Origin of the sequence: Paraburkholderia sp. 22098 (assembly GCF_052045935.1) — a bacterium.
Taxonomy (GTDB): Bacteria; Pseudomonadota; Gammaproteobacteria; order Burkholderiales; family Burkholderiaceae; genus Paraburkholderia; species Paraburkholderia caledonica.
The window spans coordinates 209,094-227,267 of record NZ_JBQEPV010000003.1 but is presented as its reverse complement, the minus strand read 5'-3'; the positions used below and the strand labels follow the sequence as shown (position 1 = coordinate 227,267).

Annotated in this window: 15 protein-coding genes; 3 read left to right on the top strand and 12 right to left on the bottom strand. The window is 61.9% G+C overall.

Features of this window, described 5'->3' with window-relative positions:
• Positions 1-129: 129 nt before the first annotated feature.
• The 10 genes from ACTJLB_RS07700 to ACTJLB_RS07655 all read right to left on the bottom strand — a co-directional run bounded on the left by ACTJLB_RS07700 (position 130) and on the right by ACTJLB_RS07655 (position 12,391).
• A complete protein-coding gene (locus ACTJLB_RS07700; protein ID WP_440782950.1) occupies positions 130-2,364 on the bottom strand; it encodes an ABC transporter ATP-binding protein in 2,235 nt (744 codons plus the stop codon).
• Positions 2,361-3,230, bottom strand: coding sequence for an ABC transporter permease (locus ACTJLB_RS07695; RefSeq protein ID WP_110405006.1), 870 nt, complete (start codon positions 3,228-3,230; stop codon positions 2,361-2,363). Before ACTJLB_RS07695 ends, ACTJLB_RS07700 begins: the two co-directional genes overlap by 4 nt.
• On the bottom strand, positions 3,227-4,234 hold the full coding sequence (locus ACTJLB_RS07690) for an ABC transporter permease (RefSeq protein WP_440782949.1): 1,008 nt from the start codon (positions 4,232-4,234) through the stop codon (positions 3,227-3,229). The genes ACTJLB_RS07695 and ACTJLB_RS07690 overlap by 4 nt, the downstream gene beginning before the upstream one ends.
• Positions 4,235-4,275: 41 nt before the next feature.
• Positions 4,276-5,949, bottom strand: coding sequence for an ABC transporter substrate-binding protein (locus ACTJLB_RS07685; protein WP_440782948.1), 1,674 nt, complete (start codon positions 5,947-5,949; stop codon positions 4,276-4,278).
• Between the two features lie 364 nt (positions 5,950-6,313).
• Positions 6,314-7,342 (bottom strand): HoxN/HupN/NixA family nickel/cobalt transporter, encoded by a 1,029-nt coding sequence (locus tag ACTJLB_RS07680; protein WP_204522356.1) that lies wholly within the window; start codon positions 7,340-7,342, stop codon positions 6,314-6,316.
• 17 nt (positions 7,343-7,359) lie between these two features.
• The gene (locus ACTJLB_RS07675; protein WP_440782947.1) at positions 7,360-7,884 is read right to left on the bottom strand and encodes a cupin domain-containing protein; all 525 of its coding nucleotides are present in this window, start codon (positions 7,882-7,884) and stop codon (positions 7,360-7,362) included.
• A 213-nt stretch (positions 7,885-8,097) separates the two neighbouring features.
• Complete coding sequence (fusA, locus tag ACTJLB_RS07670) at positions 8,098-10,203, bottom strand: elongation factor G (RefSeq protein ID WP_027804816.1); 2,106 nt, start codon at positions 10,201-10,203, stop codon at positions 8,098-8,100.
• A 377-nt stretch (positions 10,204-10,580) separates the two neighbouring features.
• Positions 10,581-11,096, bottom strand: a complete 516-nt coding sequence (locus ACTJLB_RS07665; RefSeq protein WP_027804815.1) for a DUF192 domain-containing protein — start codon at positions 11,094-11,096, stop codon at positions 10,581-10,583.
• Positions 11,097-11,240: 144 nt separating this feature from the next.
• Positions 11,241-11,435: a hypothetical protein gene (locus ACTJLB_RS07660; RefSeq protein WP_011489640.1), complete on the bottom strand. Its 195-nt coding sequence runs from the start codon at positions 11,433-11,435 to the stop codon at positions 11,241-11,243.
• Between the two features lie 386 nt (positions 11,436-11,821).
• Positions 11,822-12,391, bottom strand: a complete 570-nt coding sequence (locus ACTJLB_RS07655) for a pseudouridine synthase (protein WP_027804814.1) — start codon at positions 12,389-12,391, stop codon at positions 11,822-11,824.
• Positions 12,392-12,721: 330 nt separating this feature from the next.
• Between ACTJLB_RS07655 and icd the strand changes: the two genes are divergently transcribed.
• A complete protein-coding gene (gene icd, locus ACTJLB_RS07650) occupies positions 12,722-13,978 on the top strand; it encodes an NADP-dependent isocitrate dehydrogenase (protein WP_204522353.1) in 1,257 nt (418 codons plus the stop codon).
• 294 nt (positions 13,979-14,272) lie between these two features.
• On the opposite strand, the gene ACTJLB_RS07645 is transcribed toward icd, so the two are convergent.
• The gene (locus tag ACTJLB_RS07645; protein WP_007180614.1) at positions 14,273-14,479 is read right to left on the bottom strand and encodes a cold-shock protein; all 207 of its coding nucleotides are present in this window, start codon (positions 14,477-14,479) and stop codon (positions 14,273-14,275) included.
• Between the two features lie 549 nt (positions 14,480-15,028).
• Here ACTJLB_RS07645 and clpS point away from each other — a divergent pair.
• A complete protein-coding gene (clpS, locus tag ACTJLB_RS07640; protein ID WP_440782946.1) occupies positions 15,029-15,343 on the top strand; it encodes an ATP-dependent Clp protease adapter ClpS in 315 nt (104 codons plus the stop codon).
• The gene (gene clpA / locus ACTJLB_RS07635) at positions 15,340-17,637 is read left to right on the top strand and encodes an ATP-dependent Clp protease ATP-binding subunit ClpA (protein WP_020069123.1); all 2,298 of its coding nucleotides are present in this window, start codon (positions 15,340-15,342) and stop codon (positions 17,635-17,637) included. The genes clpS and clpA overlap by 4 nt, the downstream gene beginning before the upstream one ends.
• Before the next feature lie 76 nt (positions 17,638-17,713).
• Here the strand turns inward: clpA and dut are convergent, their stop codons facing one another.
• On the bottom strand, positions 17,714-18,160 hold the full coding sequence (gene dut, locus ACTJLB_RS07630; RefSeq protein WP_440782944.1) for a dUTP diphosphatase: 447 nt from the start codon (positions 18,158-18,160) through the stop codon (positions 17,714-17,716).
• Positions 18,161-18,174 lie beyond the last annotated feature (14 nt).

The following is an 18,174-nucleotide window of genomic DNA, read 5'->3' as shown; positions in this document are numbered from 1 at the left end:
GAGAAAGCGGAGGTGGCACTAGCGCATTCGCCGCAGTGCGTTACTTCCGAAGCAGACGCAGAAAGCCTCGATGCGTTTGCTTCGACACTGGGCGGCAGCGCGGCCGAAAACATCGCCTGTGAAGTAGCGCTACGAGTCGCGCCCGGCACCATTGGCGGGACTTGCGGGCTTGTCACGGGCAACGTCGCTCGCTTCGTCGCGTGCCTGGTCGTTTGCCTGGTCGCGCGACGCGGTTTGTAGTGCACGCAGTTCGTCGGCCGGAATGTGGCAGCGGATCAGATGCTTGCGGCCGATGCCGTTCGTAGCCTCGCGTGCTGAACCGGTCGCTTGAGACACATATGCCGCATCGGCCGCCTCGGCGAACGGCGGGTCCTGCTGTTCGCAGATCGCGCCGAGCTTGCGTGGACAACGTGTGTGAAATACGCAGCCGGACGGCGGCGACGCGGCGCTCGGCAGATCGCCCGACAGCCGAACGCGGGCCACGCTCGCGTGGCCGTCGAGTGTCGGCACGGAAGACAGCAGTGCTTCCGTATAAGGATGCTGCGGCCCGTCGAATACCGCCGCGGCCGGTCCGATCTCCAGCAGTCTGCCGAGATACAGTACAGCGATGCGATCGGACAAATATCGTACGACGTGCAGATCGTGCGAGATGAACACGTAGCTCACGCCACGCTCGCGCTGCAAATCGGCAAGCAGATTGAGGATCGCCGCCTGCACCGAGACGTCGAGCGCGGAAGTGGGTTCGTCGCACACCACCACGCGCGGCTCGCCGGCGAACGCGCGCGCAATGGCCACGCGTTGCTTGAGTCCGCCGGAAAGCTGGCGCGTGCGCGAGCCGAGATAGCGCTCCGGCAAACGGACTGCGGCCGTCAATGTGGCAAGCCGTTCGTCGATGGCGGCACCGCGCAGCGCCGCAAGACGCGACAACGCGCGGCCAATCAGCCGCTTCACAGAATGCGCGCGGTTAAGCGCCGAGTCGGGATTCTGGAACACGATCTGCAGCGACTTGACCTGCTCGTCGTTGCGCCGTGTGACGCGCGCGGCGAGCGGCGCGCCGTCGAGTTCGAGCACGCTGCCTGCGTCCGGTGCGAGAAGGCCGAGCATCAGTTTCGCGAGCGTCGTCTTGCCGCTGCCCGATTCGCCGACAAGACCCAGCGTTTCGCCGGCCGCGAGATCGAGCGAAACCTTGTCGACGGCGCGCAGCGCTGTGCCGGACACATGGAAAGTCTTCGATAGATTCTCGGCGCGCAAGACGAGTTCTCGCGGGTTCTTGTCCGCATTCGCAAGGCCATGCTCGGGCAATGCTTGCGCGATCGCGCGCGGCAACTCGATCGCGCGCTCGTGATAGTGACAGCGTGACATCTGATCGCCATGCGCCGCGCTGACGCGGTACGGCGGCGGCGCTTCGCGGCGGCACCGGTCGTCGGCGAGACGACAGCGCTCTGCGTAGATGCAGCCTTGAGTCACCGAGCCAGGCGAGGGCAGGCCGCCTGCAATGGTATCGAGCCGCTCGGTATCCTTGCTGCGTCCCACGGTGGGCAGACAGCGCAACAGTCCCACGGTGTACGGATGACGCGGCCGCGTGAAAACGTCTTGCGTCGCGCCCTCCTCGACGAGCTTGCCCGCGTAAAGCACGCCGACGCGCTCACACATTCGCCCGATCACCGCGAGGTTGTGACTGATAAACAGCACGGCGGTGCCGAGTTCCGCACGCAGTTGTGCGACCAGGTCGAGCACTTCCGCCTCGACGGTGGCGTCGAGCCCGGTGGTCGGCTCATCGAGAATCAGCAGCGCCGGGTTCGACGCGAGCGCCATCGCGATCACCACGCGCTGCTGCATGCCGCCCGATAATTGATGAGGATAGCTGTCCATCACCCGTTCCGGCGATGCAATGCGCACGCGCTGCAGCATCTCGAGCGAGCGTTGCAATGCTTCATGGGGCGCGACACCGGCGGCTTCGAACGCTTCGGATACTTGCCGCGCGATGGTCAACGACGGATTCAGCGCGCGCGCCGGGTCCTGATAGACCATTGAAATGGTGTTGGCGCGCATCGTGCGCAAAGCGTCGGCGTCGAGCTTGTTGACGTCGGCGCCGGCGATGACGATCTTGCCCGCCTTTACCTTGCCGTTGCGCGGCAGATAGCGCAGCGCCGCCATCGCGACGGTCGACTTGCCGCAGCCCGATTCGCCGACGAGCCCGTATGCTTCGCCGCGACGCACACGGAACGATACGTCCTGCAACACTTCGCGATCGCGTCCGCGCATCCGGTATGTGACCGTCAAGCCGACGACGGTCAGCGCATCCGTGCGGTCGCTCTTCGACACGTCGAAGGCGGGGAACGAGGAGGGCGGAGGTCCGTTCATCGGTCGAGCACGCCTTGTACGCCGTCGGCGATGAGATTCACACCGACGACCAGCGTGGCAATTGCGCCCGCCGCGAATACGACGGTCCACCACGCGCCGCCCGCCATCAGCGTGTACGACTCGGAAAGCGCGAGGCCCCAGTCGGCTGAAGGCGGTTGAATGCCGAAGCCGAGAAACGACAGCGTGGCCACGGCGAAGATCGCATAACCGAGCCGCACGGTCGCCTCGACGATGATCGGCGGCAGCACGTTCGGCAGAATTTCCGCGAACATGATGTACGGCGCGCGTTCGCCACGCAGTTGCGCGGCGGCGACGTAGTCGAGATGGCGCTCGGCGAACACGGCGGCGCGCACGGTGCGCGCGGTAATCGGCGTAAAGGTGATGCCGATCACGAGTATCACGGTCAGGTTCGACGCGCCCACCGCAGCAAGCGCGAGCAGCGCGACGATCACGAGCGGCAGCGCGAGTACCGCGTCGATCGCGCGGCCCACGACGTTATCGACCCAGCCGTCGAAGTAACCGACGACGAGACCTAGCGACGTACCCGCCACGGTGCCGAGCAGTGTGGCGAGCGGCGCAATCGTGAGAATGTCGCGCGCACCGACAATCACGCGCGAGAACACATCGCGGCCCAACTGGTCAGTGCCGAACCAGTGCGCACGGTCGGGCGGCATGAGCGAATTGAGCGGGTCGGACGCATACGGGTCGACAGGCACGAACCATTGCCCGGCAATCGCGCATACGATCCACCACACGACGATCAGCACGCCCACCACGAACGTCGGCGAGCGCAGCAACACACGCAACTGATCGAAGCGCGGCTCGCTTGCGGCGCGCGGCGCGGCCGGCGGAACAATGGTGCTCATTCGGCGCTTTTCACGCGCAGGCGCGGGTTGAGCAGCACGTGCAACGCATCTGCGACGAGATTGGCGACGGTGTAGACCACGCCGACGGTCAGTACACCTGCCTCCAGCATCGGGAAGTCCTTCGCCTTCGCGGCGTTGTAGATCAGCGAGCCGATGCCCTGATAGTGGAACAGTGTCTCGACCACCACGAGGCCGCCAATCATGTAGCCGAGTTGAGTGGCGGCCACGGTGATGGTCGGCAGCAGCGCGTTGCGCAACACGTGCCGCCAGATCACGGTGTGACGCGGCAAGCCCTTGAGGATCGCGGTGCGCGTGTAGTCGGCGTCGAGCGCTTCGACGGTGCCGGCGCGCGCCATCCGCGCGATATAGCCGAAGAACACCAGCACCAGCGGCAGCACCGGCAGGATCAGATGACGCAGTTGTTCGAGCGCGCCGGCGTCGGGCGCATACGCAGCTTCGATAGGCAGCCAGCGCAGCCACACGCCGAACACGAGAATCAGCACGATCGACGACACGAATTCCGGCACGACGGTCGCCGACAAACCCGCAATGCTGATCGTGCGATCCAGCCAGCGTCCTGCGTGCATTGCGGACCACACGCCGCCCGCAATGCCCAGTGGCACCACGACGATGAACGCGAGCAGGCCGAGCTTCGCGGAATGCGCAAGTGCATCGGCGATAAACGGTCTCACTGGCTCGCGATAAGCGTACGAAAGTCCCATGTCGCCTCGCACGAAATGCGAAATCCACTCGACGTATTGCGTCATTAGCGGACGGTCAGCGCCGAGTTGATGATTGAGCGCCGCCACCGCGCGCGCGTCGGCGAGCGGCCCGAGAACCGCACGACCGATATCGCCGGGCAGCAGCTGCCCGCCGGCGAACACGATCACGGACAGCAGCCATAGCGTGATCAGCGACAGCCCCACGCGCGTCGCAAGGAAACGCACGACGCGGCCGGCGTTGCCTTTCGGGGCCGAGGCGGGAGAACTCACTGTGGTCGACATCGTGAACGCTTGCCGAAGAATTGCGCGCCGATGCGAGACGCTTACGCGCTCAACACCGCGCGGTCAAAGTAGAGCTGCGCGAGCGCGGTGAAGCGCACGCCGTTCACGCCCTTGCGCATCGCGATCAACTGATCGTAGAAGAACGGGATGATGATCGGCGTTTCGTCGAGCAGCAGCGTCTGGATCTGGCCGGAGATTTTCTTCTGCGATGCGAGGTCGATGGCTGCGACGAATTGCGCGACCAGTTGATCGTATTGCGGGTTCTTGAAGTGCGCGGCATTCCACGTGCCGCTGCTCGTGAGCGGCGCATTCAGAAACACGTTCGGTACGCCGCGATGACCGTAGTCGGTGATGCCGAGCGGCGAGTCGAGCCAGTCCGATTTGCCCGGCGTGCCCGCGCCGTAATACAGCGACTGGCTCTCCACCTTCAGATTGATGCGCACGCCGATCGCCTTCGCCGCGTTCTGCACCACGACCGCAAGGTCGGGAATCTCCATGTACTTTTCAGTGGTCAGCGTCACGTCGAAACCGTTGGGCACGCCCGCTTGCGCGAGCAGTTGCTTCGCTTTCGCTACGTCGATCTTGCGCTGCGCAACACCCGCATCGGACGACGGAAACACCGGCGCAAAGGGACTGTCGTTGCCGAGTTGCGCGCGGCCCTTGAAGAGGCCGCGCACCAGCACCTCGCGATCTATCGATAGCGCAAGCGCCTGACGCACGCGCTTGTCCTTGAAGAGCGGGTTGTCGTTGCGCATGTGAATCTGCCGATGCGCGCTCGACTTCACGCCGATTGCCTTGTAGTCGGGATTGTTCAGAATGGCCGCGCCGCCTTGCACGGTGAAGGTGCCCATTACGTCGGCCTGATGGCCTTGCAATGCGAGCAGTTGCGCTTGTTGGTCCGCATAGAAGGAGAACTGTACGCGTTGCGGTAACGCTTTCTCGCCCCAGTAGTCGGGGTTGCGCACGAACGATGCGCCGACCTTCGGCTGATACTTTTCGAACTTGAACGGACCGGTGCCGATGAAGCTCTTTTCATAGCCGCCCGCGTAGTTCGCGGGCACGATCACGGCGTTGTAATTGTCCGAGGAAACGTAGTACGGGAAATTGCCGTTCGGTGCGTCCAGGTGGAACGCGACGGTGTGATCGTCAACCACCTTCGCGCCGCCTTTGGACAGCACGCCCTTCAGCACAGAGAGCGCCGCCGAGCCGGTCGCAGGGTCGGCGAGACGGTCGAATGTCGCGACCACGTCTTTCGCCGTGAAGGGCTGGCCGTCGTGGAATTTGACGTTCTCGCGCAGCTTGAACGTCCACACGTCGCCCTTGTCGTTCGGCTTCCAGGACAGCGCGAGGGCGGGCTTTAGCATGAGCTTTTCGCCGTCGTCGTCGATCAGGAATTCGCCGGTCTGATTCAGCAACGCGAGACTCGCGGCATCGGTCACTGTCAATGGGTCGACGGCGCCCGCAGGCGTCAGATGCGCGACCCGAATCGTCTGGTTCGACGGACCGCCCGCGCTTGCCTGACCTTGTGCGTGCGCTGCCGGAAGATTCAGCACGCCGCCGCCAACGAGCGACAAGCCGATCACGCTCGCGTAGCGCAGCAGATCGCGACGAGTGATACGGCCGGCGAGAAATTCGTCGATGGCGTGATTGCCGTACGCGTCGGCGGTGCTGCGGGCGAGGTCGAGAGCGGGGAATCGGTCAGCGGGAGTCTTCATCGATGGAATGTCCAGTCCGTTCGGTTGCCGGTTCTGAGAAGCCGCGCTGGATGCGCGACAGTCAGGCTGCGAGGCGGCACGATTGCGGCGATGCTTGTGGCGATGCTTGTGACGATATTAGGCGGCTTCAGTTTAAGCGATTGCTCGCGGATTGGAGCGCTTGCGGCGATGTCGTGTTGGCGATCCGCGAATAAAAGGGCCGGTGTGTGTCGTCATCACAACGGTCGGCGCGACATCGCCGTGGCACGTTCGGCGCCTCTCGCGCGGCGCGCCTGCGACTGTCGGCGCTGCAGTGGACGAACCGGCGCGGTAGCTGTGGAAAGCTTACCGGCCGCGGCGCACGCGCGCGTCGATGCGGACGCAATTACCGCGCCGCGATAGCTGGGCGCTTCCAGCGATGAAACAGCACCGAGCCGATCCAGCACGCCATGAACGCCGCGACGATGCCATAGCCGAGCACGCCGAGCTGCTCATTGGCGTTCGTCACCGCATCCCATATCCCCCCGTTGAGACCGAGCTTGTCGGACAGCAGTCCCAACGCTTCTACGCCGCCGATCACGATCGCGACGACCGCCGACACGAAGGTAATGCTCGCGTTGTAGTAGAGCTTGCGTTTGGGGTCGTCCATGGCCCAGCCGTATGCATGGACCATCAGCACGTTATCCGTCGAATCGACGAGCGTCATGCCTGCGGTGAAAAGCGCTGGAAACACCAGGATCGAATACAACGGCAAACCCTTGCCGGCTTCGGACGCGGCAATTGCCAACAAGCCGATCTCGGTTGCCGTGTCGAAGCCCAGTCCGAACAGCACGCCGACTGGGTACATATGCCAGCTTTTGGTCACGAGGCGGAACAGCGGCCGCAACGCGCGGGACAACAGGCCTCCAGGACCGGCTGCATGGTCGGTGTCCAACGCAGCAGCAGCCAGTTCGCCGTCATGTTGGACATGACGGTAACGCCGCCACACGTCGCGCAGAATCACGAGGTTCACGGCCGCGAGCGTGAGCAGGAATGTTGCCGAAACAAGGGTACCGATGGTGCCGCCCACGGCCTTGAACGTCTCGAAGCGGCCGTGCAGCGAATGCGCGGTCCACGCGATGCCGAGCGTCGCGAGAATCACGATGCTCGAATGTCCGAGCGAGAACGACAGGCCCACGCCGAGCGGCCGCTTGCCGGTCTGCATCAGTTTGCGCGTGACGGCGTCGATAGCGGCGATGTGGTCGGCGTCGACTGCATGGCGCAGACCGAAACCGTACGCGAGCAGCGCGGTACCGAGCAGCAGCGGATAGTGGCGAAACGCAATCAGCGCCCATGCCCATGCGCCCAGATTGGCCGCGATCAGAACCGTGTACAGCGTGAGAAGGCGAGGGCGCAGCGAAGCAGTCGGCGTCATGAGTCGCGTCAAAGTGATTAGTGATCGTGCGGATGTTTGTGAATCGGATCGACCCAATACACCGCTTCCGGTTGTTCGACTGCGTCGATATTCAGATTGACCACGACCGCTTCGTTGTCGCTGCGCACGAGCACGCATTCGAGCGGATCGTCGGTGCTCGCATTGATTTCCTGATGCGGCACATACGGCGGCACGAAGATGAAGTCGCCAGGACCGGCTTCGGCGGTGAACTCCAGATGCTCACCCCAACGCATCCGCGCCTGGCCGCGCACCACATAGATCACGCTTTCGAGCGCGCCGTGATGGTGAGCGCCGGTCTTCGCATTCGGATGGATGGTCACCGTGCCGGCCCAGATTTTCTGCGCGCCTACGCGTGCGGCATTGATCGCGGCCGCGCGATTCATGCCTGGCGTTTGCGCGGTGTTGGTGTCGAGCTGATCGCCCCGAATCACCTTGACGCCGTGCTCGCGCCAATCGACGGGTGCGACCTCCTTCTTGTCGCGCTCGTCGCTGTAATGCGGATGTTCGTGATCCTGGCTCATCGCATGTCTCCTCGTGGCTTGCGTTTGACATTCGTCGTGGAAAGGGCCGCGGCGCCGTTTGGCATTTTTACACGTTAAAAAACGTCCGTGGGGCGAGGGACCGCCTGCGTCTTCGTGGACGAAACAAAAGCCCGTCCATGAAGGACGGGCTTTGGCCGGTCAGCCTGAGTGGCCATGCTGCGGCACGCAGGCTTGTTTCATTAGCGCAAGCGCCTACTTGTGCTTCGCGTTGATCACGGCTTCGGCGACGTTGCTCGGGGTTTCAGCATAGTGCTTGAACTCCATCGTGTAGGTAGCGCGGCCTTGCGTGGCCGAGCGCAGCGACGTGGAGTAGCCGAACATTTCCGCGAGCGGCACTTCGGCGCGCACCAGCTTGCCGCCGCCGCCCGCAATGTCTTCCATGCCTTGCACGAGGCCGCGGCGGCTCGACAGATCGCCCATCACATTGCCCATGAAGTCTTCGGGCGTTTCCACCTCGACGGCCATCATCGGCTCGAGCAGCACGGGCTTCGCCTTGCGCATTGCTTCCTTGAACGCCATCGAGCCGGCCATGCGGAACGCGTTTTCGTTCGAGTCGACGTCGTGGTACGAACCGAAGGTCAACGTCACTTTCACGTCGACCACCGGATAGCCCGCGAGCACGCCGGCCTTCAGCGTTTCCTGGATGCCCTTGTCCACCGCCGGAATGTATTCGCGCGGAATCACGCCGCCCTTGATCGCGTCGACGAACTCGTAGCCCTTACCCTGCGGCGCCGGCTCGAGCGTCACCACCGCGTGGCCGTACTGACCGCGGCCACCCGATTGCTTGACGAACTTGCCCTCGACGTCCTCGACCTTGTTGCGCACCGTTTCGCGGTAGGCGACCTGCGGCTTGCCGACGGTCGCTTCCACGCCGAACTCACGCTTCATACGATCGACGAGAATTTCGAGGTGCAGCTCGCCCATGCCGGAAATGATCGTCTGGCCGGATTCCTCGTCCGTTTGCACGCGGAACGAAGGATCTTCCTGCGCAAGACGGTTGAGCGCGATGCCCATCTTTTCCTGGTCGACCTTGGTCTTCGGCTCCACGGCCTGCGAGATCACGGGCTCGGGGAAGATCATCTTTTCGAGGATGATCACGTTGTTCGGATCGCACAGCGTGTCGCCGGTAGTCGCTTCTTTCAGGCCGACGGCCGCAGCGATATCGCCCGCGTACACTTCCTTGATTTCCTTGCGCTCGTTCGCGTGCATTTGCAGAATGCGGCCGAGACGTTCCTTCTTTTCCTTGATCGCGTTGTAGACCGTGTCGCCCGAATTCACGACGCCCGAATACACGCGGAAGAAAATCAGCTGGCCGACGAACGGGTCGGTCATGATCTTGAAGGCGAGTGCCGAGAACGGATCGGTGTCGTTCGGGTGGCGCTCGATTTCCTTGTCGTGTTCGTCGTGACCGGTAATCGCGGGCACGTCGACCGGCGACGGCAGATAGTCGATCACCGCGTCGAGCATTGCCTGCACGCCCTTGTTCTTGAACGCGCTGCCGCACAGCATCGGCACGATCTCGTTGGCGATGCAACGCGCGCGAATGCCGTGCTTGATTTCCTCTTCGGTCAGCGTTTCGCCGCCCAGGTATTTATCGAGCAGTTCTTCGTTCGCCTCGGCGGCGGCCTCGACCATCTTGTCGTGCCATTCCTTCGCGGTGTCAGCGAGCTCCGCCGGAATGTCGCGGTATTCGAACTTGATGCCCTGGTTTTCTTCGTCCCAGAAAATCGCCTTCATTTTGACGAGATCGACCACGCCCTGGAAGTGTTCTTCCGCGCCGATTGGAATCTGGATCGGCACGGCGACGCCCTTCAGCCGCTCGCCGATCTGCCGCTGCACGCGGAAAAAGTCTGCGCCGACGCGGTCCATCTTGTTGACGAACGCGATGCGCGGCACCTTGTACTTGTTCGCCTGACGCCAGACGGTTTCAGATTGCGGCTGCACGCCGCCCACCGAGTCGTAGACCATGCAGGCGCCGTCGAGCACGCGCATGGAGCGCTCGACTTCAATCGTGAAGTCGACGTGCCCCGGCGTATCGATGATGTTGATCCGATGCTCGGGATAGTTGCCGGCCATACCTTTCCAGAAGGCGGTGGTGGCTGCCGACGTAATCGTGATGCCGCGCTCCTGCTCCTGTTCCATCCAGTCCATCGTCGCCGCACCGTCGTGAACCTCACCGATCTTGTGGGTCACGCCGGTGTAGAACAGGATGCGTTCGGTGGTGGTGGTTTTGCCGGCATCGATGTGAGCGCTGATGCCGATATTCCGGTAGCGCTCGATGGGAGTCTTGCGGGGCACGTGAACCTCCTTGGAATAGCGCGCCTGAAACGGTTGGCGGGCGGCAGTCTGTGCCGCCCGGACCGCGGGATGCTGCATTGCTAAGAATACTAGGATAGCGCGTCGGCCCGTCTTTTGCAGGAATCTTGCCAGGCGAGGGCTGGCCGGGCGGGGAGGGGGCGGCGGTGCCGCGATGCAAGAATGACAGGGAGTGCGCGGCAAGAATGACAAAAGCCGCCGCCTTTGGAAAGGCGACGGCTTCATGGTGGTCGATCTGGCGAAAGCGGCTGGCTTTTCAGGCGCGCTGCCGCTGCGAAACGGGGCGATGTTCGCGGCGGAGCACTGCGCGATGACCGACCCGCGAACTGCCGCGCAAACTCGTGCGACAGTTGCGCTGGTTACTGCGCAGCCGGCAGCCCCTGAATCTTCATTCCGGGCTTGATACCCTTCGACGTGAACCAGCCCTTGCTCATCTCGAGCGCGTAGACACCGTTATTCTTCGGGCAGTGGTTGTTGGTCGTCTCCGCCTGCATTTCGTCGATGTCGGTCACGGTCCCGTCGGCTCTGATAAATGCAATCGACAACGGGATCAACGTGTTCTTCATCCAGAAGCAATGCACGGCATTCTCGTTGAAGACGAACAGCATGCCTTCGTTCGGCGCCAGGTTCGTGCGGTACATCAGACCTTGCTCGCGATCCGCGTCGTTGGCGGCGACGGCCGCGTCGATCACGAACATGCCGGCGGTGAGCTTCGCGCGCGGAAATTCGCCAGGCTGTTTCGCGCCGGCCGGCATTTGCTGCGCATGAGCGGGGGCCGCATTCAGAGCGGCAAACGACACCGCCGACACCGCCGCGAACGGCAGGATTGCGGCAACGGCGAAACGCGCCACCAACGAGCGCATGGAAAATCGCACGGCATGACTCCTTGCTGAAATTAACCGGGGAATGTTACGCGAGCGCGTCAAAAACAAAAAGGCAGATCGCCTTGCGGTGATCTGCCTTTCAACGCCGTAAGAACGGCAATGAAGCTAGTTCTTGACTGCGTCTTTACAACAAACTTACTCCGAAGCGCCCGAAGCTGCAGCAGCTGCTGCTGCCTTCTTGTGCGACTTCTTGTGAGCGTGCTTCGTGGTCTTCTTAGCCGACGAAGCAGCAGCTGCCGGAGCTGCCGAAGCTGCTGCCGGTGCCGAAGCTTGTGCGAATGCTGCCGTTGCGAAGAGGCCAGCGACCAGAGCGGCGATCAGTTTGTTCATTTTGCAAATCCTCAGCTTTAGTAAATTAACCAAATGACCCGGTTATGTTTGAGTCATGTCGGTAAACGTGCCATCCACCTTTCGGTTGACAGGTGCGTCGAACAAATTTTCGACGCGCCCGCCTAGCGCTCAGACTGCCCGCACGGACCGCACATGCGGCTTGTACAAAGGCCCTTAAGGCTGAATGCCGGACGGCTTAGAGCGGCATCTGCGTCGAATAACGCGTGAGCTCGCGCACCGGTTGACGTAAATTTTCCGGAAAGTTTCGATGTGGGACGTTGAGGTGAACCAGGCTTTCGACGAGTCGCGCGAATGCCGGTGTTTCACGGTTTTTCACTCGCGAGTTTCACGCGCCGTTTTGCTCACGCTGACAATGACTTAGCGATTCAGGCGTAGCCTTCCCAAGGTGCTTTCAGCGGCAGATCGAGGCTTTCTCCCGGCTGCAGACCAAGCGAAAAAATATCGAGCGCGCCGATGCCGACGCGCACGAGACGCAGCGTCGGAAAGCCGACCGCGGCCGTCATGCGGCGCACCTGGCGATTCTTGCCCTCGGTGATCGACAACTCGATCCACGTGGTGGGAATGGCGGCGCGGTAGCGGATCGGCGGCGTGCGGGCCCAAAGCGTATCGGGCGGTTCGACATAGTCGGCGCGGCAGGGCTGCGTCACGTAGTCGCCCAGATCGACGCCGCGCGCGAGCTTTTTCAACGCGACGGAATCGACGGCGCCTTCCACTTGCGCCCAATAGCGCTTGACGAGCTTATGACGCGGTTCGGCGATACGCGCTTGCAGCGCGCCGTCGTCGGTGAGAAGCAGAAGGCCCTCGCTGTCCGAGTCGAGACGCCCGGCTGGATAGACGCCGGGCACCTTCACCCAGTCGGCCAGCGAAGCGCGCGTCTCGTGCGCGGAAAACTGGCAGATCGTGCCAAACGGCTTGTTCAGGGCGAGAAGGCGCATAAGAATGATGGAGTCGTGCGACGCCCGTCGCGGCGTGAAGCGCCGATGCGCAAAACAGAACACGCCCGGGCCTGTAGTCGATGGCGCGATCATAAAGCATAGCGCGTGTCCGAAAGCGCTGAGTCCTATGTAAGACACGACGTTCGGCCATGGCGGTCGTGGGCGCTTCATGTTGGAAAACCCCGAGCCGCTCTCGCCTCGGTGCAGCGCCCGCGTGGGCTAGAATAACGGCCAGGCCGCTTGCGGGCGTCCGGCATTGCGCGTAGCGAGGAGCGCCCATTTTCGCAGTCTCCCATCAGCTTTCAGCACAGCCTTCACTGGAGTCCGATCATGCCGTATCAGCACATCAACGTTCCGACCGGTGGTGACAAGATCACCGTCAATGCGGATTTCTCGCTCAACGTGTCCGACCAGCCGATCATTCCGTTTATCGAAGGCGACGGCACCGGTGTCGACATTACGCCGGTCATGATCAAGGTCGTGAACGCCGCCGTGGAAAAAGCCTACGCGGGCAAAAAGAAGATCCACTGGATGGAAATCTACGCGGGCGAGAAGTCGACCAAGGTCTACGGTCCGGACGTGTGGCTGCCGGAAGAAACGCTTCAGGTGCTGAAGGAATATGTCGTGTCGATCAAGGGGCCGCTCACCACGCCTGTCGGCGGCGGCATCCGCTCGCTGAACGTCGCGCTGCGTCAGGAACTCGACCTGTACGTGTGCTTGCGTCCGGTTCAGTACTTCAAGGGCGTGCCTTCGCCCGTGCGCGAGCCGGAGAAAACCAACATGGTGATCTTCCGCGAGAACTCGGAAGACATCTACGCGGGTATCGAATGGCCGGCCGAATCTGAAGAGGCGAAAAAGGTCATCAAATTCCTGAAGGAAGAGATGGGCGTGAAGAAGATCCGCTTCCCCGACACATCGGGAATCGGTATCAAGCCGGTGTCGCGCGAGGGCACGGAGCGCCTCGTGCGCAAGGCGATCCAGTATGCAATCGACAACGATCGCCGCTCGGTCACGCTCGTGCACAAAGGCAACATCATGAAGTACACGGAAGGCGCCTTCCGTGACTACGGCTATGCGCTCGCGCAGAAGGAGTTCAACGCCGAGCTGATCGACGGCGGTCCGTGGATGAAGGTCAAGAACCCGAAAACGGGCGGCGACATCGTCGTGAAGGACGTGATCGCCGACGCGTTCCTGCAGCAGATCCTGTTGCGCCCCGCCGAATACGACGTGATCGCGACGCTCAATCTGAACGGCGACTACGTGTCGGACGCGCTGGCCGCGCAGGTCGGCGGAATCGGCATCGCGCCGGGCGCGAATATGTCGGATTCGGTCGCAATGTTCGAGGCCACCCATGGCACGGCGCCGAAATACGCGGGCAAGGACTACGTGAATCCGGGCTCGGAGATTCTTTCCGCGGAAATGATGCTGCGCCATATCGGCTGGCTGGAAGCGGCGGATCTGATCATCAAGTCGATGGAAACGTCCATTCTGCAAAAGCGGGTCACTTACGACTTCGCGCGTCTGATGGAAGGCGCGACGCAGGTCTCGTGCTCGGGTTTTGGTCAGGTGATGATCGAAAACATGTAAGCGGCGCGTGGCGAGCCGCCTGACCGGCATCGCGAGGAAACCCGGTTGCGCTTCAGAGGCGGCCGGGTTTTTTTACGCCAGTTGGGCGGTATGAGGTCTCGTTACTGACGTGTACCGGCTGAAAACGGAGCGCGCGATGACACGAGGCGAGGCACAGTGGGAGCCGGAATGATCATCTGCCCGTTATTTGGGACGTCGATGTATTTGCAACGGACCTCGAATTAACAGAAAGCGTCGCCCAAAAAGAAACCCGGCGCGAAGCCGGGTTTCAAAAGGACGGGTACCGAACAGGTGTCAGGCGGGTGCCTGGATGTTCGATGCCTGCTTGCCTTTCGGGCCTTGCACGACCTCGAAGGTCACTTTTTGGCCTTCCTTGAGGGTCTTGAACCCATTCATCTGGATGGCCGAGAAGTGTGCAAACAGATCCTCACCACCTTCGTCAGGCGTGATGAATCCGAAACCTTTTGCGTCATTGAACCATTTGACCGTACCAGTTGCCATTCCAACTTCCCCTGTAACTCATGTCACTACCACGAGCCCTCGAAAAGCTCGACGACCGCGCGATGCAGCCGCTCCCTCCTCACAAGCTCACCATCGGCATTTTTTCGAATTTGGCGCAGTGAAAAAAGTGCCAGCTTGATTGTTGAGGCTCTTTATTCGAGTGTCAAGAAAATTTTGAGACGGGGTTACACGCGTTGCCAATAGGCGGTTTCCAGGGTTTTTCCCGCTTTTGTTATGTGCGGTTGCGCAAGCGGGGCGTCTTGAAAAGTCGCATAATCGACTCACTTGCTGTTCTGCGGGTCGCTCGCCGCGAGATGGGCGAACGAGTGGCGGTCAGCTAGCTCCGGCAGGTTGTGCGATACTCGATCCGACTGCGGCGCAGCACGGCCGCGACGCATGATCTGGATAGGGGGCCGGCTCCGCAATCGGCTCGTCGAATGGCGCATGCAGGCGGTGAGTTTCCGCCGGGCGGCGGCGTTCGGGTGAACCGGCCGGTTGGCCGGGTTTTGACAGGATTGCGGGCCTGTCCTAGATGTTTAGAATGGGTGTATGGCGATTATCCCGGACAAGCAGGACGGCACCGTACTGGAGCGGCAGGAGAAAAAGCTCAAGCCGCCATCCATGTACAAGGTGGTGCTGCTGAATGACGACTTCACGCCAATGGAATTTGTCGTGATGATCGTGCAGGAATATTTCAATAGAGATCGTGAAACCGCAACACAGGTTATGTTGAAGGTGCATCGCGAGGGCAGGGGAGTTTGTGGGGTCTATACGCGGGACATCGCGTCGACCAAAGTCGAGCAAGTCGTTACCCACGCACGGCAGGCCGGGCATCCGCTGCAGTGTGTGATGGAGGAAGCATGATTGCCCAGGAACTGGAAGTCAGCCTGCACATGGCGTTCATGGAAGCACGCCAGGCGCGGCACGAGTTCATAACGGTCGAACATCTTTTGCTGGCACTGTTGGACAATCCGACAGCGGCGGAAGTGTTGCGTGCATGCGCGGCCAATATCGAGGATCTGCGCCAGAACCTGCGCAACTTCATTCATGACAACACGCCTACCGTGCCCGGCACGGACGACGTCGACACGCAGCCCACACTGGGTTTCCAGCGTGTGATTCAGCGCGCGATCATGCATGTTCAGTCCACCTCGAATGGCAAGAAGGAAGTGACCGGCGCGAACGTGCTGGTTGCGATCTTCGGCGAGAAGGACTCGCATGCGGTCTACTACCTGCAACAGCAGGGCGTGACACGTCTGGACGTGGTCAATTTCATCTCGCACGGCATCGCCAAGACGAGCAGCACCGACGCCGCGAAAGCGAGCGACGCGAATGCCGAGTCTGACGAAGCCGCCGCGCAGAAAGAAACTCCGCTCGCCCAGTTCACGCAGAATCTGAATCAGATGGCGAAAGACGGTCGCATCGATCCGCTGATCGGGCGCGAGTCGGAAGTGGAGCGCGTGGTCCAGGTGCTGTGCCGCCGCCGCAAGAACAATCCGCTGCTAGTCGGCGAGGCGGGCGTCGGCAAGACGGCGATCGCCGAAGGTCTGGCGTGGCGAATTACGCGCGGCGAAGTGCCGGATATTCTGGCCGACGCTCAGGTGTATTCGCTCGACATGGGCGCGCTGCTGGCCGGTACCAAGTATCGCGGCGATTTCGAGCAACGCCTGAAGACGGTCCTGAAGGAATTGAAGGAACGCCCGCACGCAATTCTTTTCATCGACGAAATTCATACGCTGATCGGCGCTGGCGCCGCGTCGGGCGGTACGCTGGACGCGTCCAACCTGCTGAAGCCGGCGTTGTCGTCGGGTACGCTCAAGTGCATCGGCGCGACCACGTTCACCGAATATCGCGGCATCTTCGAAAAAGACGCGGCATTGTCGCGCCGTTTCCAGAAGGTCGACGTGACTGAGCCGTCTGTCGAACAGACGGTGGCGATTCTGCGCGGCCTGAAGTCGCGTTTCGAAGAGCATCACGGCGTGAAGTATTCGTCGGGCGCGCTGTCGGCGGCAGCGGAATTGTCGGCACGCTTCATCACGGATCGTCATTTGCCGGACAAGGCGATCGACGTGATCGACGAAGCCGGTGCGGCGCAACGCATCCTGCCGAAGTCGAAGCAGAAGAAGACGATCGGCAAGAACGAGATCGAGGAAATCATCTCGAAGATCGCTCGCGTCCCGCCGCAAAGCGTGTCGCAAGACGATCGGAGCAAGCTGCAAACGCTGGATCGCGATCTGAAGAGCGTGGTGTTCGGGCAAGACCCGGCTATCGACGCGCTGTCGGCCGCAATCAAGATGGCGCGTGCGGGTCTCGGCAAGCTGGATAAGCCGATCGGCGCGTTCCTGTTCTCCGGTCCCACGGGCGTCGGCAAGACAGAAGTGGCCAAGCAGTTGGCGTTCACGCTCGGTATCGAGTTGATCCGCTTTGACATGTCCGAGTACATGGAACGTCACGCGGTCAGCCGTTTGATCGGTGCGCCTCCGGGCTATGTCGGTTTCGACCAGGGCGGCCTGTTGACCGAGGCTGTCACCAAGAAGCCGCACTGCGTGCTGCTGCTCGACGAAATCGAGAAGGCGCATCCGGACATTTACAACGTGCTGCTGCAGGTCATGGACCACGGCACGCTGACGGACAACAACGGCCGCAAGGCGGATTTCCGTAACGTCATCATCATCATGACGACGAATGCGGGCGCCGAGGCAATGGGCAAGTCGGTGATCGGCTTCACGAATCGTCGGGAAACCGGCGACGAAATGGTCGACATCAAGCGCATGTTCACGCCGGAGTTCCGTAACCGTCTGGACGCGACGATCAGTTTCCGTGCGCTCGATGAAGAAATCATCATGCGCGTGGTCGACAAGTTCCTGATGCAACTGGAAGATCAGTTGCACGAGAAGAAGGTCGATGCGCTCTTCACCGACGCGTTGCGCAAGCACCTCGCGAAGCACGGTTTCGATCCGTTGATGGGCGCGCGGCCAATGCAGCGTCTGATTCAGGACACGATTCGTCGTGCGCTGGCCGACGAGCTGCTGTTCGGCAAGCTGATGAGCGGCGGCCGTGTTTCGGTCGACGTCGATGCGGAAGACAAGGTCCAGTTGACCTTCGACGAGCATCCGGCGCCGCGCAATCCGAATCCGGAAGCGGTCGAAGTCGAGTAAGCGTCGAGCGTACTCGTCACAGAAAAAACGGCGTGGACCGCAAGGTCCACGCCGTTTTCATTTGCGCCGGTTCAGTTCAGTGCTTGCCGGTGCTGCCGAAGCCGCCTGCGCCGCGCGCGCTTTGCTCGAAGTCATCGACGATATTGAATTGGGCCTGCACGACCGGCACGATCACGAGTTGCGCGAGACGCTCCATCGGATTGAGCACGAACGTGGTCTCGCCGCGGTTCCATGTCGAGATCATCAGTTCGCCTTGATAATCGGAATCGATCAGGCCGACCAGATTGCCGAGCACGATTCCGTGCTTATGTCCAAGACCCGAGCGCGGCAGGATCAGTGCGGCATAGCCGGGGTCGCCCACGTGTATCGCGAGCCCGGTCGGCACGAGGGCGGTTTCGCCGGGTTTGAGCGTCAACGGCTCTTTCAGACACGCGCGCAAGTCGAGCCCCGCGCTACCGCTCGTCGCGTAGGCAGGAAGCTGGTCGCGCATGCGCGCATCGAGAATCTTCAGGTCGAGTTTCATGCAGGTTAGAAGGT